Below are 23,145 nucleotides of genomic sequence, written 5' to 3' on the forward strand. Positions count from 1 at the left end.
TCCGTGCTGGTGACTTCCCTGGTGAGGGGCCCCTGGAAGGTCATTCGAAGCCGACCGGCCGCCGGATTGGCCGATGATCAGACTTCCTCCGATCGAGTGAACGACCAATCCGGGGGGAGGCCGGCGTCGAACTCCCGGTGTGAGAACAGACCGAGATGTTTCGCAGAGGCACGGGGCCACCGGACCCCGGGGATCCCGCTGGGCGGGTGCGGGTCATGCCGCGCTCAGCGGTCTGATCTCCGGGTTCTCCGCCCTGTGCGTCGCCGAGCTCGTGGCGGCTGCCGTACGCCCCGAGGCGGGGCCCGTCACGGCGGTCGGCGGGGCGGTCATCGACCGCACCCCGCCGGCCGTCAAGGACTTCGCCGTACGGAACTTCGGCACGAGCGACAAGCTGGTGCTGCAGGTGGGCATCCTCGTCCTCCTGGCGGTCTTCGCCATGGCGGTGGGGGTCCTCGCCCTGCGGCACCGGCGGAGCGGCGCTGCGGCAGTCCTGGTCTTCGGCGTGATCGGGGCGGTGGCTGCGGCCGGGCGGCCGGAGGGCCGCCCGAGCGACGCGCTGCCCTCGGCCGTGGGAGCGGTGGTGGCCGCGGGAGTGCTGTATCTCCTGGCCGGACGGCTCACCTCCGCACCGTCCTCCGCGTCCGTACCGTCACCCGCGGCCGGGGTGCCGGACGGCGGGAGGCAGGGCTCCTTCGACCGCCGCGGATTCGTGATCGCGGCGACCACCGCCGCGGCGGCCTCGGCCGGTGCCGGATTCCTGGGCCGACGGCTCACGGCGTCCGGGCTGGCCGGGGCCGCCGCCTCACGCGGCGAAGTGGGGCTGCCGTCGCCCGCCTCGCCGGCCCCGGCGACGCCCCCCGGAGCGGACCTCGGGATCCGGGGCCTGAGCTCCTTCGTCACCCCGAACAAGGACTTCTACCGGGTGGACACCGCGCTCGTGGTCCCGCGCGTCGACGCCGGCACGTGGCGTCTGCGCATCCACGGCAAGGGAGTGGAACGGCCTCTGACGGTCGGTTTCCAGGACCTTCTGCGGCGGGAGCTCGTCGAACGCGACATCACGCTGACCTGTGTGTCCAACGAGGTGGGCGGCCCCTACGTCGGCAACGCCCGGTGGATCGGCGTACGTCTGGCCGACCTGCTGCGCGAGGCCGGCGTGAGGCCTCCGTCGGACGGCGGTCCGGCCGACCAGATCGTGGCGCGCTCGGTCGACGGCATGACGATCGGCACGCCGGTCGAGACGGTCATGGACGGGCGCGACGCACTGCTCGCGGTCGGGATGAACGGCGAACCCCTGCCGTTCGAGCACGGCTTCCCGGTCCGGATGGTCGTCCCCGGTCTGTACGGCTACGTGTCGGCCTGCAAGTGGATCCGGGACATCGAGCTGACGACGTTCGACGCGTACGACGCCTACTGGGTCGAGCGCGACTGGGCGGCCCAGGCACCCGTCAAAACGGAGTCCCGTATCGACACCCCTCGCCCCTTCGCCTCCCCCACGGCGGGAAAGGTGCCCGTCGCCGGGGTCGCCTGGGCTCAGCACCGGGGCATCTCCCGCGTCGAGGTCCGGGTCGACGGCGGCGAGTGGCACACCGCACGACTGGCCGCCGACGCCGGGCGTGACACATGGCGCCAGTGGGTCTGGGAGTGGCCGGCCACCTCCGGGCACCACACCCTCGAAGTCCGGGCGACGGACGGCACCGGCGCCACCCAGACCGGCAAGCGGGTCGGCACCGTCCCCGACGGTGCGACCGGATGGCACTCGGTGGTGGTCGACGTGCCCTGACGCCTCCCTGCCCGCACCCCTTTTCCACCAGATCCCTCTGATCGATCAGCTACTTCATCAGGAGAACACCATGAACGCCCGTCACCTCCGCCGAGTCGCCGTCGCCGTGTCCGCAGCGGCCCTGCTGCCGCTGACCCTCACCGCCTGCGGCGGCGACAGCGACACCTCCTCGGCCGACTCGGCCCCCAGCGCGGCCGCGTCCTCCCCGGCCGAAGCGACCGAGGAGGCCACGCCCATGGACGAGCCGTTCGGCCCGGCCTGCGCGACCGTTCCGAAGGACGGCGCGGGCTCCTTCGACGGCATGGCGAAGGACCCCGTCGCCACCGCCGCGTCGAACAACCCGGCGCTCTCCACCCTGGTCGCCGCGGTCAAGCAGGCCGGGCTCGTCGACACGCTCAACAACGCGCAGGACATCACGGTGTTCGCGCCGACCGACGACGCGTTCGCGAAGATCCCGAAGGCCGACCTGGACAAGCTGCTCGCCGACAAGGAGCAGCTCACCAAGGTGCTCACCGCGCACGTGGTGGGTCAGAAGCTGACGCCGGCGCAGCTGGACAAGGGGTCCTTCGACACCCTGGCCAAGACGAAGCTGACGACCTCCGGCTCGGACATGGCGTACACCGTGAACGACTCCTCGAAGGTCGTCTGCGGCAACGTCCCGACCGCCAACGCCACGGTGTACATCGTCGACACCGTTCTGATGCCGTCCAGTTGAGCGACCGGCCCGTCGGTACGCTGACGGCCTGAGACGGACGAGCCCCGCGCACCGCGCCCGCCCCGACGACCGGGGCACCGCGGGCCGCGGGGCTCGCGCCGTCGCTGGTCCCGCAGGTTCGGCGGCTGTCCCGGAGCGCCGCGCGGGCCTCCGCGCGGGCCCTCGTCCCCAGGTATCGCGCCGGCTCGGGGAAGCCGCGGAATCCCCTCCCGAAAAAACTTCACATAAGGGACAGGTAAGAGCACACTGGACGGAGAGAGGTGGTGACCGCGTACTCGGAAGCGCGGCCGCTCCTGCCAGAGGAAGGAGACGAACCTCATGAGCAACGTCTCACACACCGGAAGGGACATGTCCGGCCACCCGGACGCCGAAGAGATGCGGGCGCGCCACGACCGCGTGGTCCGCGGCGGCGGGCGCACCACGGCCATGGCGGACGCACCGGTGTTCCTGCTCGGTCTGTACTGCGCCGTCTCACCGTGGGTCCTGCACTTCACAGCGAGCCAGCCCTCCCTGGTGACGCACAACCTCGTCATCGGGATCGCGATAGCCGTACTGGCGCTGTCCTTCACCGCCATGCCGGAACGGATGACGGGAATGAGCATGGCGATCAGCGCCCTGGGTGCCTGGCTCATCGCGTCGACCTGGATCGTGGGGCAGAGCCCGGACACGGGCGTCATCCTCAACAACGTCATCGTCGGAGCACTGGCGATCGTGCTGGGAGCGGCGTGCGCGGGACTCGCGTTCAGGAACAGAAAGACCTGACAGGGGGCAGGCGAAAGCGGTCACAGGACGGACGCACCGCCTGTGACCGCTTCTCCGTGCACCCGCCGGGTCACCCCACGGAGCTGTACGCCACCACTCCGCGCAGCACCGCGTCGACGGCCTTGTGCGCGTTCTTCGCCACCGAACTGCCGTCCCGGGGGGCCGCAGCCGCGATCTGGCCGAGTACGTCGATGACCTGCTTGCACCACCGCACGAAGTCGCCCGCCGGCATCTCCGCCTCGCGGAGCACCTCGTCCAGCGTCCGTCCCGAGGCCCACATGTAGACAGCCCAGGCGAAGCCGAGGTCGGGCTCGCGCTGGCCGACCCCTTCGGTCTGGCTGATCTTGAAGTCCTCCTCCAGGGCGTCGAGCCGTCCCCAGATACGGACCATCTCCCGCAGCGCCGTCTTCGCCGGACCCGACGGCAGCTTGGGGGCGACCGCGTCGTCCGCCTGGCGTGCCTCGTACACGAGCGCGGAGACGCACGCCGCCAGCTCGGCGGGGTTGAGCCCCTCCCAGACACGCTCCCGCAGGCATTCGCTGGACAGCAGGTCCAGCTCGCCGTAGAGCCGGGCCAGCCGCCTGCCGTTCTCCGTGACCTCGTTGCCCCGGAGGTAGTCCAGCTCGGTGAGGAGGGCCACGATCCGGTCGAAGGTCCGGGCGATCGTGTTGGTCCGTCCTTCGATGCGATGCTCCAGCTGCCGCGTGTCACGCTGCAGGCGGTGGTACCGCTCGGCCCACCGCGCGTGGTCCTCGCGCTCGTCGCACCCGTGACAGGGGTGCGCACGCAGCTCCGTGCGCAGCCGGGCGATCTCGCGGTCGTCCGCCGCCGCGGCCCGCTGCTTGCGGTGCCGCCCCGGATCGATGTGCCCGGCCTTGCTCCGCAGCGCCGAGGCGAGATCGCGGCGCGACTGCGGGGAGCGGGGGTTGAACGCCTTGGGCACCCGCATGCGCTCCAGCGCCTCCACCGGGACGGGGAAGTCGATCTGGGCCAGCCGCTTGACCTGCCGCTCGGCGGTCAGGACCAGGGGGCGCGGCCCGTCGTGGTACTCCAGTCCGCGGTGCCCGTTGGTCCGCCCGGCGGGCAGCCCCGGGTCGAGGACCAGCGCGAGCCCGGCGAACTTGCCGGTCGGCACGTGGATGACGTCACCGGGCTTCAGCTTCTCCAGGGACGCGGCCGCCGCCGCCCGCCGCTGGGCCGCGCCCTGCTTGGCGAGCTCCGTCTCCCGGTCCTTGAGGTCACGGCGCAGCCGCGCGTACTCCTCGAAGTCGCCGAGGTGGCAGGTCATGCCCTCCTTGTAGCCCGCGAGACCCTCCTCGTTGCGCTGGACCTGCCGGGAGATCCCGACCACGGACCGGTCGGCCTGGAACTGCGCGAAGGAGGTTTCGAGAAGCTCGCGCGAGCGGTGCCGCCCGAACTGCTGCACGAGGTTCACGGCCATGTTGTACGAAGGCCGGAAGCTGGAGCGCAGCGGATACGTACGCGTGCCGGCCAGACCGGCGAGCGCGCCCGGATCCATGCCCCGCTGCCACAGCACCACCGCGTGGCCCTCGACGTCGATGCCCCGGCGCCCCGCCCGCCCGGTCAGCTGCGTGTACTCGCCGGGCGTGATGTCGGCGTGCTGCTCGCCGTTCCACTTCACGAGCTTCTCGAGCACCACGGAGCGCGCGGGCATGTTGATGCCGAGTGCCAGCGTCTCCGTCGCGAAGACGGCCTTGACCAGGCCGCGGACGAACAACTCCTCCACGACCTCCTTGAAGGTCGGCAGCATGCCGGCGTGGTGCGCGGCGATCCCGCGCTCCAGGCCCTCCAGCCACTCGTAGTAACCGAGGACATGCAGGTCCTCACCCGGGATGGACGCCGTCCGCTCCTCGACGATCTCGCGCACCAGCCGGCGCTTGTCCTCGTCGTTGAGCCGCAGCCCGGCCTGCAGGCACTGCTGCACGGCGGCCTCGCAGCCGGCCCGGCTGAAGATGAAGGTGATGGCCGGCAACAGCCCCTCGGCGTCGAGCCGGTCGATGACCTCGGGCCGCGCCGGTGTCCAGATCCGGCTCCGCTGGCGGCGCTCCCGCTCACGGTCCGCCTCGCGCACCATCTTCCCGCGGCGCCGGTCGCGCGGGTCGTAGCCGCGCTGGTTCTCCATGCGGGCCAGGCGTACGAGGTCGGGGCTCACCTCCCGGCGGCCGGTCCCCCGGCCCCCGTGGTCCGTCTCCTCCTCGAAGAGGTCGTACATCCGGCGCCCGGCCATGACGTGCTGCCACAGCGGCACGGGGCGGTGCTCGGAGACGATCACCTCGGTGTCGCCGCGGACGGTGTCCAGCCAGTCACCGAACTCCTCGGCGTTGGACACGGTCGCCGACAGCGACACCAGGGTCACCGACTCCGGCAGGTGGATGATCACTTCCTCCCACACGGCGCCGCGGAAGCGGTCGGAGAGGTAGTGCACCTCGTCCATGACCACGTAACCGAGGCCGATGAGCGCCTGGGAGCCGGCGTACAGCATGTTGCGCAGCACCTCGGTGGTCATGACGACCACCGGCGCGTCCGCGTTGACGCTGTTGTCCCCGGTCAGCAGCCCGACCTTGTCCGCCCCGTAACGCCTGACGAGGTCGGTGAACTTCTGGTTGGACAGCGCCTTGATCGGCGTGGTGTAGAAGCACTTGCGGCCCTGCCGCAGGGCCAGGTGCACGGCGAACTCGCCGACGATGGTCTTGCCCGACCCGGTGGGAGCGGCGACCAGCACCCCCTTGCCCGCCTCCAGGGCCTTGCAGGCGTCGATCTGGAACGGGTCCAGCCCGAACTCGTACATCTCGCGGAAGGGCCCGAGGGCCGTGGCCTGCTCGGCGGCACGGACCCGGGAAGCCTGGTATCGCTCAGCTGGTGAGAGGTCCTCTGTCATCTTGATACGAGCCTACCCGCCGCGTATGACAGTCAGCCCGATCTTTGTTCTCCCGGTGCGGGGATCACCGCACGGGCGTTCCGGAGCGTGATCACGGCCCCAGGACCCGGACCGCGCCCGGCACGCAGGTGACCGTCAGGGGCAGCGCGCCGAGCGGCTCACCGTCGGCGTACGCCGTGACACCGGGCGCTTCCAGCGTGATCGAGGAGACCCGGTGCACGGTGACCTTCGGGTGACCGAGGTGCGTACCCCGGTACACCTTCGGGAACACCGTGAGCAGGGTGGACCGGCTGCAGTCCCCGACCACCGTGACGTCGAAGAGCCCGTCGTCCATGACGGCGTCGGCGCAGATCCGCATGCCGCCGCCGTACGCCGGCCCGTTGCCCACCGCGACCAGGGTCGCCTCGATCTCGCGCACCGCCCCGCCGTCCAGCCGGAGGCGGTACGGGATCGGCCGGAAGGCCGCCAGCTCGGCGAGGATCGCCAGGTCGTACGTGAACCGCCCGCCGGGCCACCGCATGCGGTTGGCCCGGTCGTTGACCCGCGAGTCGAACCCGGCGGCGAGCACGGAGCCGAACCAGCGCCCCCCGGCCCGGCCGAGGTCGATCTCACGTGCCGTTCCCGCCTTGAGCGCCTCCGCGGCCAGCCGCCCGGCCGCGGCCGGATCGCGCACCGGCAGCCCGAGGGCGCGTGCGAAGTCGTTGCCGGTACCCACGGCCACGGCCCCGAGCGGTGTGGAGGTCCCGGCCACAGCCTGCAGCGCGAGGGACATCATGCCGTCCCCGCCCACGGCTATGAGCGCCCCCGTCCCTCCGGCCACGGCCTCGCGAGCCCGCCGCAGTGCGTCACCGGCGTCCTCCCCGAGGACCGTCCGTACGGAGAATCCGGCGTCCCGCAACGCGGAAGCGGCCGGCTGCGCGGCTCGCGCGCCCCGGCCGCTTCCCGCGGTGGGATTGACGAAGAGGGTGATCTCGCTGGTCACCCGGGGACCCTACAAGGTCAGGTGATGTCGTCGTAACCGTTGAGCCGGGGGGAGCGCGAACCGTCGGAGTCGCCGGTGGCCTGCCCGGGCAGGGCGGTCCGCGGGGAGGAGACGCCCTCGACCGCTCCGATGTCCTCCGGTGTGAGGTCCAGCCGCGAGGCCTCGTCGTCGTCCAGCTCGGCGTCGGGGTCGGCCCGCCGCCTGCGCCGGTCGTTGAGGAGGGAGACCCCGACGGCGAAGAAGTAGAGCACCGCCAGCGGACCGGCCAGCAGGATCATGGAGATGGGGTCGCCGCCGGGTGTCGCGACGGCCGCGAAGGCGGTGAGGCCCACGATCATCCCGCGCCACCAGCGCAGCATGCGGGCCCCGGAGAGAACGCCGGTCATGTTGAGCAGGATGAGCAGGAGCGGCAGTTCGAAGGCCAGCCCGAACACGATCACCATGCGCGTGATCAGGTCGAGGAAGTCGTCGAGCGGCAGCAGGTTCTTCACGTTGTCGGGCGTGAAGCCGAGCATGATCTCCGCGGTCTGCGGCAGGATCGCGTACGCGACGTAGGCGCCGGCGGTGAAGAGCGGGACCCCGGCGGCGACGAAGGCCATCGAGTACCGCTTCTCCTGCTGGTGCAGGCCGGGTGCGACGAACGCCCAGAGCTGGTACAGCCACACGGGCGTGGCCACCAGCACACCCGCCATGAGGGAGACCTTCAGCGCGATGGTGAAGGGCGACAGCAGCCCGTTGGTGGTCATCTCCGCGCACGGCCGGCCGTTGATCATGGTCACGGCGCCGTTCCTGCAGCCGACCGAGTCCAGGATCGGCTTCATCAGGAACTCGAAGATGTCCTTCTGGAAGAACGCTGCCGCGATGACGGCGACCACGATGGCCAGGACCGACTTCAGCAGCCGGTTGCGCAGCTCACGCAGGTGATCGAGAAGGGGCATCCGCCCCTCGTCGTCCTTCTCCTGCTTGCGGGCAGACTTGAGCAACCCACTTCCCTCGTCTCGTGCGGCGGCTGTCGTCGGTGCGGGTCAGCCGTCAGCTCTGGGTGGTGGGCTTGGCCTCGCCGACCGGGCGGGAGCTGGCGACGTCTCCCGGGGCGGCCTGGATCGTGCGGGCGGTGGTCGCCTGCGGTGCCGGGTCCGCGACGGTCTCCGTGGTGGGCGCCGCGGTGTCCGCGTCGTCCTTCTTCATGGCCTTGGCCTCACTCTTGAGGATGCGGGCCGACTTGCCGAGCGAACGCGCCATGTCGGGAAGCTTCTTGGCACCGAAGAGCAACAGGATGACAGCGATGATCAGAACGATCTCGAGGGGCTTCAGATTGCCGATCATGTGCGACTTCCTTCTCACTGTGGCGACTGGGGAGTGGGCTCGCTACCCGTTCGGACGGGCATACGTCCGGCCTTCGCGCTGGCAGCGATCGTAACCCGCAGGGGTAAACACGAGGCAATGCCCGTGCGTACTCCCGCTTGCGGCCCCCGTCCCCCTGCCTGGGCCGACTCCAGCAGCGTACCCCCCGAACCGGTGAATCAGGAGGGCGCGCTGCGCTAACGCAGGGCCTCCCCCGTCTCGGCGAGAGTGGTGGCCGCTCGTTCGAGATCCTCCGCCGCCCGGTTGATCCGCCGCGTGGCCGTGGCGACCTGTCTGCCGAGCCGTTGCGCCTCGACGAAGACCTTCACGGCCAGGACACCCAGCACGGCGAGGCCGAGGAATCCGAGGGCGATGGCGAGCATGGGCCAGAACATGGACGAGCCTCGATGTGTATGTCGTCACCGCGCGCGTTACCGCAGGGCGGTGTGGAGACGCAGCGTCCGCACCCCGCCGCCGGTGAGGAGTTCGATGATGCGTTCCCCGGCCGGCTTGCGGACGGCGGAGCCGCACTCGGGACAGGTGAAGGAGTAGAAGGTGGTGCGGGGGCCGGCCCCGATCGCCAGGCGCAGGGCGCCCGCCGCGAGCTCGAACCGCCCGCGGCAGTCCGGGCAGGCGGCCCTGAACCGTACGGCGGCGGCCACCGGGACCGGAACCGGTCCGGACCGCCGCGGTGTGCCCGTCATGTGACCTCCGTCTCCTCGGTGCACCGGTGACGCCCGCTCAGAGCGTGCCGTCGTAGGCGGCCAGGGCCTCGCGGGCCGCCGACCGGGCGCTCTCCGCCAGGTCCCGCGGGGCGGTGATGCGGCCCTCGCCGCCCAGCCGCAGCGCCAGTCGGCGCAGCGACGCCGGGTCGGGCGTGCGCAGCGTGATCCGCATGCCTCCGTCGGGCAGTTCCTCGGCGCTGTCGTGCGGGTAGTACTCGGCGACCCACCGGCCGCCGGGCCCCACCTCGATCACGACCTCCGGGTCCTCGGCCGCCGGGTGCACCAGCCCCTCCGACAGGTCGCGCAGCTCCAGCGCGGGCGGGGCCGACGGGGCGTCGAGCAGCCGGATCTCCGCGACCCGGTCGAGGCGGAAGGTGCGCCGGGCCTCGGAGAACCGGCACCAGCCCTCCATATAGGTGTGGCCGACGGCGAACAGCCGGATCGGGTCCACCTCGCGCTCGGTGAGTTCGTCGCGCGCGGGCGAGTAGTAGCGCAGCCAGAGCCGGCGCCGCTCGGAGATCGCCCGGTCCACCTCGGCGAAGACGCCGCCCTCGGACTCGAAGGTGACCGAGAGCCGCGAGCTGGCCGCCCCCACCTCCCCGGCCGCCGTCTCCAGCTTCGCGGTGGCGCGCACCAGCGCCTGGCGGTCGCTCTCGCGGAGCCCGGGCAGCGTGGCGACCGCTCGGGCGGCGACGAGCAGGGCGGTCGCCTCGTCGGCGGCGAGCCGCAGCGGTTCGGCCACGTCGTCCGGGTTGTGCCACCAGATACGGTCGCCGTCGGTGTCGATGTCGAGCAGATCGCCACCGCGGAAGCTGGTGCCGCACATGGGGAGCACGTCGAGGTCGGAGATGAGCTCGTCCTCGGTGATCCCGAAGGCCCGGGCGACGTCCTGGACGTGCGCGCCGGGGCGCTCGCGCAGATAGGTCACCAGGGAGAGCATCCGCCGGGTCTGGTCGATCGCGTTCGTGGCCACGAGTCGGGGTCCCCTCAGTCCTTGGCCACGGCACGCAGCCGGTCCATCACATCGGCCCGCAGGTCGGCGGGCTCGCTCACGACGACGTCCGGCCCGAACTCGACGAGCCAGGCGTCCAGTCCGTGCCCGTACGGGATCTCCAACTCGTCCCAGCCGTCGCCGAGTTCCCGTACCGATATCGCGCGTGAGCGCAGCGGGTAGCCGGCCCCCGTACGCAGCCTGATGCGGGCGGTCCTGGTCGCGGTCTCCCCCGCCCAGCTCTCCACCGTCTCGCGGACGGTGACCACGTCGGGCACCGGTGCCGTGAACGCGCCGGCCCGCGAGCGGACCCGGCCCGAGATCCTGGACAGCCGGAAGACCCGTTCGGCACCCCGCCCGCGGTCCCACCCGGCCAGGTACCAGTGGCCGCGCCAGCACTCGAGCGTCCAGGGTTCGACCTGGCGCTGCTCCGGTCGGGCGGCGTTGGCCTTGCGGTAGTCGAAGGTGACCGGACGCCGGTCGCGGCACGCAAGCATGAGCGGCTCGAAAGCGGCCTCGTGGACGGGGATCCGGGGTTCCAGCGCGCTGTGCACCTCGTAGGCGTCCTCGGCCTCCGGCATCCCGGCGGCCCGCAGCTTCTGCAGGGCGCCGCTGGCGGCTCCGGCCAGCCGGGCCTGCTGCCAGACCTTGGCGGCGAGCCCGAGGGCGGCGGCCTCCTCGGCGTCCAGGGTGATGGGGGGCAGCCGGTTGCTGTCGCGGCGCGCGAGGTAGCCGGTGTCACCGTCCAGGTTCTCCACGGTCTCGATGACGAGGCCGAGTTCCCGCAGGTCCTCCTTGTCCCGCTCGAACATGCGGTTGAAGGACTCGTCGGTGCCGGCTTCCAGGTACGCCTCGATGGACCCGCGGAGCTCACGCTTGCTGAGCGGGCGCCGGGTACCCAGCAGGCACAGTGCCAGGTTCATCAGCCGTTCGGCCTTGGCGATCGCCATCGACGCCCTTTCTCTACGCGCTCTACGACCGTCGACCGTACCGCCCCGGGGTGTCCGGACCAAAGCGAGGGCCCGCGCCTTGCGGCGCGGGCCCTCGCTCCTGTACCGGGACGGCTCAGACGCCGACCAGGTCGCAGACGAAGATCAGCGTCTCGCCCGGGGCGATGGCGCCGCCGCCCGCGCCGCGGTCGCCGTAGGCGAGGTGCGCGGGGATGGTCAGCTGACGGCGTCCGCCGACCTTCATGCCCTGCACGCCCTGGTCCCAGCCCGCGATGACCTGACCGGCACCGAGCTGGAACTGCAGCGGGGTGCCGCGGTTCCACGAGGCGTCGAACTCCTCGCCGGTCGAGAACGCCACGCCCACGTAGTGCACGGAGACGGTCTGGCCCTTCTCGGCCACCGGTCCGTCGCCTTCCCAGATGTCCTTGATCTCCAGGTCGGCCGGCGGCTCGCCACCCGGGAAGTCGATCTCGGGCTTCTCGATGCTCACTGACTTGCTCCTCTTACTGATGAACTGGGCAACCGGGACAGTCTTACATCTTCGCCAGGATGTCCACGGCGAAGACGAGCGTCGACTTGGCGGGGATGGTCTGCTGCGCCTGGTCGCCGAAGCCCTGGTCCGGCGGGACGACGAGCAGCACGCGGCTGCCGACCGTCTTGCCGATCAGCCCGTTCTTCAGCCCCTTGAGGGTGACCTGGGCGAGCGGGAAGGTCTGGGTCTTGCCCGCCTCGTAGGTGCTGTCGAAGGGCTTGGAGCCCTTCCAGAGCAGGCCCACGTAGTTCACCACGACGCTGTCGGTCTCCTTGATGACGTCACCCTTGGCCTCCAGGATGTAGGTGGAGACCAGCTTCTTCGGCGGGTCGGTCTTGGGGATCGTGACGGTCGGCGCCTTGCCGTCGGTGTTGGTACCCACCTTCGGCAGGTCGATGTTGTCCTGGGCGACCTCGCTGCCCTTGGCGGAGGCGGGGATCTGCTGTGCCTTCAGGATGTCGACGACGAAGACGAGGGTGGAGTTGGGCTTGATGTCCCCCTGCCCCTGCTCGCCGTAGCCGAGGTCCGGCGGGATGACCAGCTCGACGCGGCTGCCGACCTTCTGGCCGGCCAGGCCCTTGTCCCAGCCCTGGATGACCATTCCCGCGCCGAGCGTCAGGTCGAAGGGCTGCTTGCGGTCGAAGCTGTTGTCGAACGGCTTGGTGGAGTCCCAGGACTGGCCGAGGTAGTTGACCTGGATCGCGTCGCCGTTCTTGAGCTTCGCGCCGTCACCCTCACTGATGACGTCGGTCTTCAGTTCCTTGGGTGGGTCGCCCTCGCCCTTCGCCAGGGTGGGCTTCTCGCCGAACTTCTCTCCCGCGGTGATCGCGGGAGCTCCGTTCGTGGACGAGGCGGAGTCGGAGGCCTTGTCGTCGCCGCACGCGGCTGCGGACAGCAGCAGAAGGGGGACGACGAGAAGGCCGGCAAGTCGGCGCACGAATTCCTCAGATCTCAGACGGCACGTACATAGGTCCCCGCCACTCTAGGCCGAGCGCGGGGCCCCGTACGAGGAACGTACGGGGCCCTGTCGCGCACGGGACCGGGTCGTGCCGGGTTCCGGATCACATGCCCGCGATCAGCTTCTCCACCCGGTCGTCGACGGAGCGGAACGGGTCCTTGCACAGCACGGTGCGCTGCGCCTGGTCGTTGAGCTTGAGGTGGACCCAGTCGACGGTGAAGTCCCGCCGCTGCTCCTGGGCCCGGCGGATGAAGTCGCCGCGCAGCCGCGCCCTGGTCGTCTGCGGGGGCACGGACTTGCCCTCGAAGATCTTCAGGTCGTTGCAGATGCGGGTCGCCTGGCCCTTGCGCTCCAGCAGGTAGTAGAGCCCCCGCCGGCGGTGGATGTCGTGGTAGGCGAGGTCTATCTGAGCGACCCTCGGGTTCGACATGGTCATGTTGTGCTTGGCCCGGTACCGCTCGATGAGCTTGTACTTCATGACCCAGTCGATCTCGGTGCCGATCCGGTCGAGGTCCTCGGCCTCGATGGCGTCCAGGGTGCGGCCCCACAGTTCGAGGACCTGGGCGACGGTGCCGGTGCGGATGCCCCGGCGGTCGACGAAGTCCACGGCCTTCTCGTAGTACTCGCGCTGCACCTCTATGGCCGAGGCCTCACGGCCGCTGGCCAGGCGCACCTTGCGCTGCCCCGTCGTGTCGTGGCTGACCTCGCGGATGGCCCGGATCGGGTTCTCCAGGGTGAGGTCCCGCATCACCGTGCCCGCCTCGATCATGCGGAGCACCAGGTCGGTGGCGCCGACCTTGAGCAGCATCGTCGTCTCGGACATGTTGGAGTCGCCGACGATGACGTGGAGGCGGCGGTACCGCTCCGCGTCGGCGTGCGGCTCGTCCCGGGTGTTGATGATCGGGCGGGAACGCGTCGTCGCGGAGCTGACGCCCTCCCAGATGTGCTCGGCCCGCTGGCTCACGCAGTAGACGGCTCCGCGCGGGGTCTGCAGCACCTTGCCCGCGCCGCAGATCAGCTGCCGGGTGACGAGGAACGGAATGAGGATGTCCGCGAGCCGGGAGAATTCTCCGTGCCGGGCCACGAGGTAGTTCTCGTGGCACCCGTAGGAGTTTCCCGCCGAGTCGGTGTTGTTCTTGAAGAGATAGACGTCGCCCGCGATTCCCTCCTCGTGCAGGCGGCGTTCGGCGTCGACGAGCAGGCCCTCGAGAATGCGTTCGCCCGCCTTGTCGTGCGTGACCAGTTCGGTCACGTTGTCGCATTCCGGCGTCGCGTATTCCGGATGCGAGCCCACGTCGAGGTAGAGGCGGGCGCCGTTCCGCAGGAAGACATTGCTGCTGCGGCCCCATGACACAACACGGCGGAAGAGGTAGCGCGCCACTTCGTCAGGTGACAGTCGGCGCTGTCCCCTGAACGTGCACGTGACGCCGTACTCGTTCTCCAGCCCGAAAATGCGGCGGTCCATGACTGAACATTACGCCTTACGGCCTGAGCTGAAACCGGGTTCGGCTGCACCGTTTCGATCATTTTCCGATCCGGCCACAACGCCGGGCGTACGGACGGGAACTGCGAGGACCCTCCCGGTGGCCATCAGGACCAGCAGGGCCGCCACTCCCCCGGCCCCCGCCACGGCGAAGCTCCATGCCGTCCCGCCGAGCTCGACGGCCGGGCCCGCCACGGCCGTTCCGGCCGCCGCGCCCACCCCGAACGTCGTCACGAGCCAGGAGAACGCCTCGGTGACCGTGCCCCGGGGCGCGTGCCGGTCCACGACGATGAAGGAGCAGGCGATCGCCGGGGCAAGGAACACTCCGGCCAGCGCGGCCAGGGCGGTCATGGCCGGCACTCCGGGTGTCAGCGTCAGCGGGAGGTAGCCGAGCGCCAGCAGCGCGACGATGACCCGCAGCCGCCGCTCGGGGGCCCCGGCCCACTGCCGGGCACCGTAGAGCGAACCACCGATCAGCGCTCCCAGGCCGAGCGCCGCCATCAGCCAGCCGTACACGGACTCCCGGCCCTGGTCGTCGGCGTACGCGACGCCCGCGACGGTGATCGAGCCGAGCGCGAGCCCGACGAAGAAGAAGGCGCCGAGCAGCGCCAGCAGCCCCGGGGAGCGCAGGGCCCCGAGCCAGTGCGCCTCGCGGGGCGCGGAACGCCAGGTGCGGGAGGGTTCGCAGAGCACCACGCTCAGCGCCCCGAGGACGCCTATGGCGTTGATGACCAGCAGGGCCGCGGCCGGCGACCAGAGCGACACCAGGACCGTCACGAGGAGCGGGCCGACGGTGAACATGACCTCCTGGGCCACGGCGTCCATGGCGTACGCGCGGTGGACGCGGTCCTCGCTGCCGAGGACGGTCGGCCACAGGGCGCGCAGCCCGCCCTCCAGCGGTGGCGTGAAGACGCCGGCCACGATCACCGCCGCATAGGCGACGGGGAGCGCGTCCAGGCCCACCAGGGCCAGGAGAGCCATGCCGAGTGCGGAGAGCACCGCGGCGGGGAGCTGGACCCGCGGCTGGCCGTGCAGGTCCACGGCCCTGCCCAGCAGGGGCTGGCCCACGGCGGTGGCGAGGCCGTACGCGGCGGCCAGGGCGCCGGCCAGCGTGTAGCTGCCGCCCTCGGCCCGGGTGAACAGGACGATGGCGATGTGGGCGGTGCCGTTCGGCAGGCGCCCCACCAGCGTCCCCGTCAGCAGCCGGGCGGCGTGCCGCGCCCGGAGGATGTCCAGATAGCCCGCGGCCATGTCCCGCCCCTCTCCCCCGCCGGGCGCGACGGGTGCCGCAGCCTCGGGGTTTTACGTATAACGCCGGAGCTCATACGTACCATGTGCGCAGTCCCGAGTCCATCCCACGGCACCCGGCCGGTCCACCACGGAGGCACGAGTGAGCAGCGCGCAGCAGCCGGCCCCGCCCCGGCCCACCAGCCGTGACGTGGCACGGGCGGCCGACGTCTCCCAGGCCACGGTCTCGCTGGTCCTGGGGGGCAAATGGCGGGGGCGGGTCTCCGAGGCCACCGCCGACCGTGTGCGCGGCACCGCCAGGGACCTGGGCTACCGGCCGAACCTGGCCGCCCGCAGCCTGCGACTGGGCCGCACCCGCACGGCGCTGCTCGTCGTCCCGGCGCTCACCAACGAGTTCTTCGCCCGGGTCCACACCGGCGCCGCCGCCGTCGCGGCCGAGCACGACTTCGGCGTGGTGCTCTACCCGTCGCCCGACGGCACCGGTCCGGCCCGGGACCCGTTCGCCTCCGCCCGGGCGGCCCTCGACGGGGTGATCGCCTCCTCCATGGCCGCCGGGGCCCTGGGGGCCCTGCGGGGAGCCGGCCTGCCGCTGGTGATGCTGGACAGCGACCCGGACGACCCCGGCCCGGCGGCCAGCGTGAACCTCGACATCGCGGACGGCATGCGTCAGGTGGCGGAGCACCTGCTCGCTCTCGGCCACCGCCGCCTGGTCCACCTCGCCTCGGCCGTGGACACCTGGACCTTCACGGTCCGCGCCCGGGCGCTCGGACGGACCCTGGGCGCCGTCCCCGACACCGCTCTGCACACCGTGACGGCCGCGCTGGACGTGCGCTCCGCCCTGGAGGCCGTGGAGGAGGTCCTCGCGGCCCCGGGGCCGCTGCCGACGGCGATCGTCTGCGACGACGACATCCTGGCCGCGGGCGCCTGCAAGGCCGTACGGCGGCGGGGGCTGAGGGTGCCCGACGACATCTCCGTGACCGGCTTCGACGACCTGGCCCTGGCCACCGCCGTGGAACCGGAGCTGACCACGGTGCGGCTGCCGGCCGAGCAGGTGGGCGAGCGCGGCATGCGGGCGCTGCTCGCCGTCCTGGACGGCCGCCCGGCGGACCGCGGCGACCTGCCCGTGAGCCTGGTGGTCCGGGGCTCCACCGCCCCGCCACCCGCCCGCGCCCGGTCATGACGGTGCCCCCGGCCGCGTACAGCGGCCGGGGGCACCGGACACGGTGCGGTGCGTGCTACTCCTGCGGGGACTCGTCGCCGCCCTTGGCCGGAGTGTCCGAGGCGTCCGGGGTCTTCGGGGCGTCCGGGGCGTCGGTGTCCTCCGTGTCGGACGGTGCGTCCGTCGGAGTGGAGGTCGCGCCGTCCGCGTCCAGCAGCCGCGCCAGCTGCCGCCCGACGATCCGCTTGAACTTGCGCTTCTGCGGCCGCGTACGGTCCAGGACCGCGACCTCCAGACGCTCGGCGGGGATCTCCCGCTCGTTGCCGTTGGCCTCGCGGGACAGGGCCTGCACGGCCAGCTTCAGCGCCTCGGCGAGCGACATCCCGTCGCGGTGGCGCTGATCCAGGAACCCGCTGATCTGCTCCGCGTTGCCGCCGACCGCGACCGAGCCGTGCTCGTCCACGATCGAACCGTCGTGCGGCAGCCGGTAGATCTGGTCGCCCTCGGGCCCGTCGCCGACCTCGGCGACCACCAGCTCCACCTCGTACGGCTTCTCCGCCTGGCTGGAGAAGATGGTGCCCAGCGTCTGCGCGTAGACGTTGGCCAGCCCGCGGGCCGTCACGTCGTCACGGTCGTAGGTGTAGCCGCGCAGATCGGCGTAGCGCACGCCGCCGATACGGAGGTTCTCGTACTCGTTGTACTTGCCGGCGGCGGCGAAGCCGATCCGGTCGTAGATCTCGCTGAACTTGTGCAGCGCGCGGGACGGGTTCTCGCCGACGAACACGATGCCGTCGGCGTACTGCAGCACGACCAGGCTACGACCGCGGGCGATGCCCTTGCGGGCGTATTCCGCCCGGTCGGCCATGGCCTGCTGGGGTGAGACATAGAACGGCGTCGACACCGGCTATCCGTCCCTTTCTGTCAGTGACGAGTGCATCGGAGAAGCATCGGGCCGGTCAGAGCAGCGCGGCACGGGGGCCGTCGGGCTGCTCGAGCCGGCGCTCCAGGATCGCTCGCGCGATCTCCGAGGATTCCGTGTCGTCCAGCTTGCGGAAGCCCTCGTCGGTGATGACGGTGACGATCGGGTAGATCCGGCGGGCCACGTCCGGGCCCCCGGTCGCCGAGTCGTCGTCGGCCGCGTCGTACAGCGCCTGCACGACCAGGGTGAGCGCCTGCTCCTCCGTCAGGTCCTCGCGGTAGAGCTTCTTCATCGACCCGCGGGCGAACACCGATCCGGAGCCGGTGGCCGCGTAACCGTGTTCCTCGGAACGGCCGCCGGTGACGTCGTAGGAGAAGATCCGGCCCTTCTCACGGTCGACGTCGTACCCCGCGAACAGCGGGACGACCGCGAGCCCCTGCATCGCCATCGCCAGATTGCTGCGGATCATCGTGGAGAGCCGGTTGGCCTTGCCCTCCAGCGAGAGCGTGGCGCCCTCGACCTTCTCGAAGTGCTCCAGCTCCAGCTGGAACAGCTTCACCATCTCCACGGCGAGACCCGCCGTACCTGCGATGCCCACCGCGGAGTACTCGTCGGCGGGGAAGACCTTCTCGATGTCGCGCTGGGCGATCATGTTGCCCATGGTCGCCCGCCGGTCACCGGCGAGGACCACTCCGCCGGGGAAGCTGGCCGCGACGATGGTCGTGCCGTGCGGCGCCTCGATGGCGCCCTGCAGCGGCGGCAGGCTGCGGTTGCCGGGAAGGATCTCCGGTGAGTGGTCGGACAGGAAGTCCATGAACGAGGACGAACCCGGCGTCAGGAAGGCAGCTGGTAGACGCCCGGTGCTACGAGTGTTGGCTTCCACGCGTTTCCCTCCAGGTATGCGATGGCCCTGCGCAAGGAGTCAGGATCATCCCCCAACTTGCCGATGGCCGGATTGCGGTTGCGGCGGTACGCCACGGACCCTACCCGCCCCGTGACCGTGATCAACCTGTCCTGACGCAGAAGCGCTTCCGCGGGACGGCCCTGCGTGGGCACGCGCCGTCCCGCGGAAGCGTCCGCCGGCGGCGGGAGCCGACCGTCGAGCAGTCCGGACCGGGCCCGGGGCCACGGGTTGTCCCGCACATCCCGGTGGACCAGCGCGCGGCGTCGGATGCGGTGCATCGCACGACCGAGGGACGTCCGCACACCGGATGCATGCGGACGTTCCGACAACGCGGCGAGGTGCCGCAACTGTCGTCGCGCGCCCGCCGGGAATTGCGGGACAGCCCTTACTCCCCGCCCTTCTGGACGAATGACCTCACGAAATCCTCGGCGTTGGACTCGAGTACGTCGTCGATCTCGTCGAGGACGTCGTCGACGTCGTCGCTCAGCTTCTCCTGGCGCTCCTTGAGGTCCTCGGAGGCCTGCGCGTCCTGCGCCTGCTCCTCGGTCCCCTCGGTGGAACGTGTCGCCTTCTGCTGTCCGCCGCCGGTGTCCTTGGTCGCCATATAGCTCACCCCGCTCGGTTCGAAGCACTTGATCAGACCCTACCTACGCGGTCCGACATTGGCCCGGTACTTGAGTCAACGTCCCCAGGTCATCTGATTGATTCCCAGCCGGAACGCCTTTCAGCCCCCCGTCAGCGTCCGGACCAGCTCCTCCGCCGTACGGCAGCGGTCCAGCAGCCCCTCGACGTGACTGCGTGTACCGCGCAGTGGTTCCATCGTGGGCACCCGTTGCAGAGAGTCACGGTCGGGCAGGTCGAAGATGACCGAGTCCCAGGAGGCAGCGGCCACGTCGTCCGCGTACTGCTCCAGGCAGCGGCCGCGGAAATAAGCCCTGGTGTCCTCGGGCGGCTTCGTACGGGCCCTCTCCACGTCGCTCTCGTCGAGCAGGCGCTTCATCTTCCCGCGGGCCGCCAGACGGTTGTACAGGCCCTTGTCCGGCCGTACGTCGGCGTACTGGAGGTCCACCAGATGCAGGCGCGGGGCGTCCCAGTCCACGCCGTCGCGACGCCGGTAGCCCTCCATGAGCTCCCGCTTGGCGATCCAGTCCAGTTCGCCGGAGAGGCTCATCGGATCGTTCTCCAGGCGGTTGAGCGTGTCCTCCCAACGGGCCAGCACGTCCTTGGTCTGCTCGTCCGCGTCCGCCCCGTACCGCTCCTCCACATACTTGCGGCCCAGCTCGAAGTACTCCATCTGCAGCTGGACCGCGGTGAGTGTCCGGCCGCTGCGCAGGGTGATCAGCTGGCGGAGGTCCGGATCGTGCGAGACCTGGTGCAGGGTGCGCACCGGCTGGTCGACCGCGAGGTCGACGTTGATGAACCCGTCCTCGATCATGGCCAGGACCAGGGAGGTCGTGCCGAGCTTGAGGTAGGTCGAGATCTCGGAGAGGTTGGCGTCGCCGATGATCACGTGCAGCCTGCGGTACTTCCCGGCATCGGAGTGGGGTTCGTCGCGGGTGTTGATGATCGGGCGCTTCAGCGTGGTCTCGAGGCCGACCTCCACCTCGAAGTAGTCGGCGCGCTGGCTGATCTGGAAACCGTGCTCGTTGCCGTCCTGGCCGATGCCGACCCGGCCGGCGCCGGTCACCACCTGACGGGAGACGAAGAACGGGGTCAGATGGCGCACGATGTCGGAGAAGGGCGTCTCCCGCTTCATCAGGTAGTTCTCGTGCGTTCCGTAGGACGCGCCCTTGTTGTCGGTGTTGTTCTTGTAGAGGTGGATGGGCTGGGCGCCCGGGATCGCGGCGGCCCGCTCGGCGGCCTCCGCCATCACGCGCTCACCGGCCTTGTCCCAGAGCACCGCGTCCATGGGGTTGGTGATCTCGGGTGAGCTGTATTCGGGGTGCGCGTGGTCGACGTAGAGCCGGGCACCGTTGGTGAGGATGACATTGGCGAGGCCGATGTCCTCGTCGGTAAGCTGGCTGGAGTCGGCGGTCTCGCGGGCGAGGTCGAAGCCTCGCGCGTCGCGCAGCGGATTCTCCTCCTCGAAATCCCAGCGGGCGCGGCGCGCCCGGTGCATCGCCGCCGCGTAGGCGTTGACGATCTGGGACGAGGTGAGCATGGCATTGGCGTTGGGTTGACCGGGGACGGAGATCCCGTACTCCGTCTCGATGCCCATCACTCGCCGTACGGTCATGCGGCCCTCCTTGCCCGGCGGCGCTCCCCGTCCGGGAGCGGCGCTCAAGTACCGCTGCTGGTCCCTGCGCGTGCGGCGGCGTCCCCGCACTGCGCGACTCGGCGGTACGGCAGAGCCTAGAGCGCCTCTGCGCCGGTGGGGAGATCAATTAGGTCATTGTTCGGGTGAGGCCGGAACTGCCGGGAAAACAGCCGGCTGCGGACCCCCTCCCGGGCGTCCGCAGCCGATCCGCGTCTTACAGGTACTGTCCGGTATTCGCCACCGTGTCGATGGAGCGACCGGTGTCCGCGCCCTGCTTTCCGGTGACGAGCGTGCGGATGAACACGATCCGCTCGCCCTTCTTTCCGGAAATCCTGGCCCAGTCGTCCGGATTGGTGGTGTTGGGCAGGTCCTCGTTCTCCTTGAACTCGTCCACACACGCCTGGAGGAGATGGGAGACGCGCAGACCCTTCTGGCCCTGCTCGAGGAATGCCTTGATGGCCATTTTCTTCGCCCGGTCCACGATGTTCTGAATCATCGCTCCGGAGTTGAAGTCCTTGAAGTACAGGACTTCCTTGTCGCCGTTGGCGTAGGTGACCTCGAGGAAGCGATTCTCCTCGGATTCCGTGTACATCCGCTCCACGACCGACTGGATCATGGCGTGGGCGGCGGCCTCCCTCGACCCCGTGTGCTCGGCCAGGTCGTCCGCGTGCAGCGGGAGCGACGAGGTGAGGTACTTCGCGAAGATGTCCTTCGCGGCCTCCGCGTCCGGCCGCTCGATCTTGATCTTCACATCGAGACGTCCGGGGCGCAGGATGGCGGGGTCGATCATGTCCTCGCGGTTGGAGGCGCCGATGACGATGACGTTCTCCAGGCCCTCCACCCCGTCGATCTCGGCGAGCAGCTGCGGGACGATGGTGTTCTCCACGTCCGAGCTGACGCCGGAACCGCGGGTGCGGAAGAGGGACTCCATCTCGTCGAAGAAGACGATGACGGGGGTGCCCTCGCTCGCCTTCTCCCGGGCACGCTGGAAGACGAGGCGGATGTGCCGCTCGGTCTCGCCGACGTACTTGTTGAGGAGCTCGGGACCCTTGATGTTGAGGAAGTAACTCTTCCCCGCCGGCTGCCCGGTGACCTCGGCGACCTTCTTGGCCAGGGAGTTGGCCACGGCCTTGGCGATGAGCGTCTTGCCGCAGCCGGGGGGGCCGTAGAGCAGGATGCCCTTCGGCGGACGGAGCTCGTGCTCCTTGAAGAGGTCCGGGTGGAGGTAGGGGAGCTCGACCGCGTCGCGGATCAGCTCGATCTGGTCGCCCAGACCGCCGATCTTGTCGTAGTCGATGTCCGGAACCTCTTCGAGGACGAGTTCCTCGACCTCGCTCTTGGGGACCACCTCGTAGACGTAGCCGGACCTGGGTTCCAGCAGGAGGGCGTCGCCGGGGCGGACGGTGATGTCCAGCAGCGGCTCCGCGAGCCGCACCACCCGTTCCTCGTCGGTGTGCCCGATCACCAGGGCACGCTCGCCGTCCTCGAGGATCTCCTTGAGGGTGACGATGTCCCCGGCCCGCTCGAATTCCATGGCCTCGACCACGTTGAGCGCCTCGTTGAGCATGACTTCCTGGCCTTTTCGCAGGCCGTCGAGCTCGACACTGGGACTGACGTTCACCCGGAGCTTTCGGCCCCCGGTGAAGATGTCGCAGGTGCCGTCCTCGTTGGCCTGCAGGAAGACACCGAAGCCGGCCGGCGGCTGCGCGAGCCGGTCGACCTCCTCCTTGAGGGCCACGATCTGGTCGCGGGCCTCCCGGAGTGTGCCGGCGAGCCGCTCGTTCTGTGCGGACACGCCTGCGAGGTTGGTCTGCAACTCGACGATCCGCTCTTCGAGAATCCTCGTATGACGCGGAGAGTCGGCGAGCTTACGTCGCAGGACGGCGATTTCCTGCTCGAGAAAGGCAACCTGGCCGGCAGGGTCTTCTGACCCCCGCCCGGGCCGGATGCCGCGGTTGATGTCGTCGTCGTGGGCTGCCACGGTCCTCACCTCCTCCAAGGGGAGCTGGACGCTTCCTGACCCTACCTGGGTGAGTGATGATTGAAACCCCTAGATCACAAAGACCTGGGGGCGTGTCCGATCTTCACCCCTGCGCTCTCCCTCACGCCAGGGGAATACCCACCCTTCGGCATCGGAAAGCCGCCGGTTGTATCGTCGAAGCGTTCAACACCCGTCAGGGCAGGCTTCAATTGGTGCGGATACGCAGGGAACGGCAGGACACATGACCGTGCAGCAGGACGCTCCGGGCGGCGGCGACGCGCAGGACCTCGAGGTCTGGATCGACCAGGACCTCTGTACGGGCGACGGCATCTGCGTGCAGTACGCACCTGAGGTCTTCGAGCTCGACATCGACGGGCTGGCGTACGTGAAGAGCGCGGACGACGAGCTCCTCCAGGACAAGGGCGCCACCACCCCGGTGCCACTGCCGCTGCTCCGGGACGTGGCGGATTCGGCCAAGGACTGCCCGGGCGACTGCATCCACGTACGGCGTGTGTCGGACAGGGTCGAGGTCTACGGGCCGGACGCGGCGTAGCGC

General features: G+C 70.3%; 22 protein-coding genes and 1 pseudogene. 5 read left to right on the plus strand and 18 right to left on the minus strand.

What is annotated here, in order from left to right; all coding sequences use genetic code 11:
• The first annotated feature begins 139 nt into the window (after positions 1-139).
• The 3 genes from BA175_RS22835 (at position 140) to BA175_RS22845 (ending at position 3,257) form a co-directional block, all read left to right on the plus strand.
• Entirely contained in the window at positions 140-1,780 is a 1,641-nt protein-coding gene (locus BA175_RS22835; RefSeq protein ID WP_069173368.1) for a molybdopterin-dependent oxidoreductase, read from the plus strand.
• Between the two features lie 70 nt (positions 1,781-1,850).
• Positions 1,851-2,495 (plus strand): fasciclin domain-containing protein, encoded by a 645-nt coding sequence (locus BA175_RS22840; protein WP_069173369.1) that lies wholly within the window; start codon positions 1,851-1,853, stop codon positions 2,493-2,495.
• Positions 2,496-2,813: 318 nt separating this feature from the next.
• Positions 2,814-3,257 carry an SPW repeat protein gene (locus tag BA175_RS22845; RefSeq protein WP_069173370.1) on the plus strand — a complete coding sequence of 148 codons (444 nt, stop codon included), beginning with the start codon at positions 2,814-2,816 and terminating at the stop codon, positions 3,255-3,257.
• A gap of 70 nt (positions 3,258-3,327) precedes the next feature.
• On the opposite strand, the gene BA175_RS22850 is transcribed toward BA175_RS22845, so the two are convergent.
• The 12 genes from BA175_RS22850 to BA175_RS22905 form a co-directional block, all read right to left on the minus strand.
• Positions 3,328-6,156 (minus strand): DEAD/DEAH box helicase, encoded by a 2,829-nt coding sequence (locus tag BA175_RS22850; RefSeq protein ID WP_069173371.1) that lies wholly within the window; start codon positions 6,154-6,156, stop codon positions 3,328-3,330.
• Between the two features lie 91 nt (positions 6,157-6,247).
• Positions 6,248-7,138 carry a diacylglycerol kinase gene (locus BA175_RS22855; RefSeq protein ID WP_069173372.1) on the minus strand — a complete coding sequence of 297 codons (891 nt, stop codon included), beginning with the start codon at positions 7,136-7,138 and terminating at the stop codon, positions 6,248-6,250.
• Between the two features lie 17 nt (positions 7,139-7,155).
• Entirely contained in the window at positions 7,156-8,121 is a 966-nt protein-coding gene (gene tatC, locus BA175_RS22860; protein ID WP_069173373.1) for a twin-arginine translocase subunit TatC, read from the minus strand.
• 49 nt (positions 8,122-8,170) lie between these two features.
• Positions 8,171-8,464 (minus strand): Sec-independent protein translocase subunit TatA, encoded by a 294-nt coding sequence (tatA, locus tag BA175_RS22865; protein ID WP_069173374.1) that lies wholly within the window; start codon positions 8,462-8,464, stop codon positions 8,171-8,173.
• A gap of 215 nt (positions 8,465-8,679) precedes the next feature.
• Positions 8,680-8,877: a hypothetical protein gene (locus BA175_RS22870; RefSeq protein WP_069173375.1), complete on the minus strand. Its 198-nt coding sequence runs from the start codon at positions 8,875-8,877 to the stop codon at positions 8,680-8,682.
• A 36-nt stretch (positions 8,878-8,913) separates the two neighbouring features.
• Positions 8,914-9,186: a hypothetical protein gene (locus tag BA175_RS22875; RefSeq protein WP_069173376.1), complete on the minus strand. Its 273-nt coding sequence runs from the start codon at positions 9,184-9,186 to the stop codon at positions 8,914-8,916.
• 37 nt (positions 9,187-9,223) lie between these two features.
• On the minus strand, positions 9,224-10,180 hold the full coding sequence (locus BA175_RS22880; protein ID WP_069173377.1) for a helix-turn-helix transcriptional regulator: 957 nt from the start codon (positions 10,178-10,180) through the stop codon (positions 9,224-9,226).
• Between the two features lie 14 nt (positions 10,181-10,194).
• A complete protein-coding gene (locus BA175_RS22885; protein ID WP_069173378.1) occupies positions 10,195-11,148 on the minus strand; it encodes a helix-turn-helix transcriptional regulator in 954 nt (317 codons plus the stop codon).
• A 115-nt stretch (positions 11,149-11,263) separates the two neighbouring features.
• A complete protein-coding gene (locus BA175_RS22890) occupies positions 11,264-11,638 on the minus strand; it encodes an FKBP-type peptidyl-prolyl cis-trans isomerase (protein WP_069173379.1) in 375 nt (124 codons plus the stop codon).
• A gap of 43 nt (positions 11,639-11,681) precedes the next feature.
• The gene (locus tag BA175_RS22895) at positions 11,682-12,617 is read right to left on the minus strand and encodes an FKBP-type peptidyl-prolyl cis-trans isomerase (protein WP_069173380.1); all 936 of its coding nucleotides are present in this window, start codon (positions 12,615-12,617) and stop codon (positions 11,682-11,684) included.
• A 124-nt stretch (positions 12,618-12,741) separates the two neighbouring features.
• Positions 12,742-14,103 (minus strand): Pup--protein ligase, encoded by a 1,362-nt coding sequence (pafA, locus tag BA175_RS22900; RefSeq protein ID WP_069173381.1) that lies wholly within the window; start codon positions 14,101-14,103, stop codon positions 12,742-12,744.
• Between the two features lie 9 nt (positions 14,104-14,112).
• Positions 14,113-15,372, minus strand: coding sequence for an MFS transporter (locus BA175_RS22905; protein ID WP_069173382.1), 1,260 nt, complete (start codon positions 15,370-15,372; stop codon positions 14,113-14,115).
• Between the two features lie 139 nt (positions 15,373-15,511).
• Between BA175_RS22905 and BA175_RS22910 the strand changes: the two genes are divergently transcribed.
• Positions 15,512-16,549: a LacI family DNA-binding transcriptional regulator gene (locus tag BA175_RS22910; protein ID WP_069173383.1), complete on the plus strand. Its 1,038-nt coding sequence runs from the start codon at positions 15,512-15,514 to the stop codon at positions 16,547-16,549.
• 55 nt (positions 16,550-16,604) lie between these two features.
• On the opposite strand, the gene prcA is transcribed toward BA175_RS22910, so the two are convergent.
• The 6 genes and pseudogenes from prcA to arc all read right to left on the minus strand — a co-directional run bounded on the left by prcA (position 16,605) and on the right by arc (position 22,589).
• Positions 16,605-17,429, minus strand: a complete 825-nt coding sequence (prcA, locus tag BA175_RS22915) for a proteasome subunit alpha (protein WP_069173384.1) — start codon at positions 17,427-17,429, stop codon at positions 16,605-16,607.
• Between the two features lie 55 nt (positions 17,430-17,484).
• Positions 17,485-18,330 (minus strand): proteasome subunit beta, encoded by an 846-nt coding sequence (gene prcB, locus BA175_RS22920; RefSeq protein ID WP_069173385.1) that lies wholly within the window; start codon positions 18,328-18,330, stop codon positions 17,485-17,487.
• A pseudogene (locus BA175_RS31890) lies at positions 18,282-18,456 on the minus strand (endonuclease domain-containing protein); the annotation flags it as partial. The pseudogene BA175_RS31890 and the gene prcB, both read right to left, overlap by 49 nt.
• Before the next feature lie 280 nt (positions 18,457-18,736).
• A complete protein-coding gene (locus BA175_RS22925; protein WP_069173386.1) occupies positions 18,737-18,955 on the minus strand; it encodes a ubiquitin-like protein Pup in 219 nt (72 codons plus the stop codon).
• A 120-nt stretch (positions 18,956-19,075) separates the two neighbouring features.
• Entirely contained in the window at positions 19,076-20,587 is a 1,512-nt protein-coding gene (gene dop, locus BA175_RS22930) for a depupylase/deamidase Dop (RefSeq protein ID WP_069173387.1), read from the minus strand.
• Positions 20,588-20,822: 235 nt separating this feature from the next.
• Positions 20,823-22,589 carry a proteasome ATPase gene (gene arc, locus BA175_RS22935; RefSeq protein ID WP_069173715.1) on the minus strand — a complete coding sequence of 589 codons (1,767 nt, stop codon included), beginning with the start codon at positions 22,587-22,589 and terminating at the stop codon, positions 20,823-20,825.
• Between the two features lie 241 nt (positions 22,590-22,830).
• Here arc and BA175_RS22940 point away from each other — a divergent pair, with 241 nt between their 5' ends.
• Positions 22,831-23,142, plus strand: a complete 312-nt coding sequence (locus BA175_RS22940; protein ID WP_069173388.1) for a ferredoxin — start codon at positions 22,831-22,833, stop codon at positions 23,140-23,142.
• The last annotated feature ends 3 nt before the right edge of the window (positions 23,143-23,145 follow it).

Source organism: Streptomyces griseus (assembly GCF_001715295.1).
GTDB classification, from domain to species: Bacteria; Actinomycetota; Actinomycetes; order Streptomycetales; family Streptomycetaceae; genus Streptomyces; species Streptomyces griseus_G.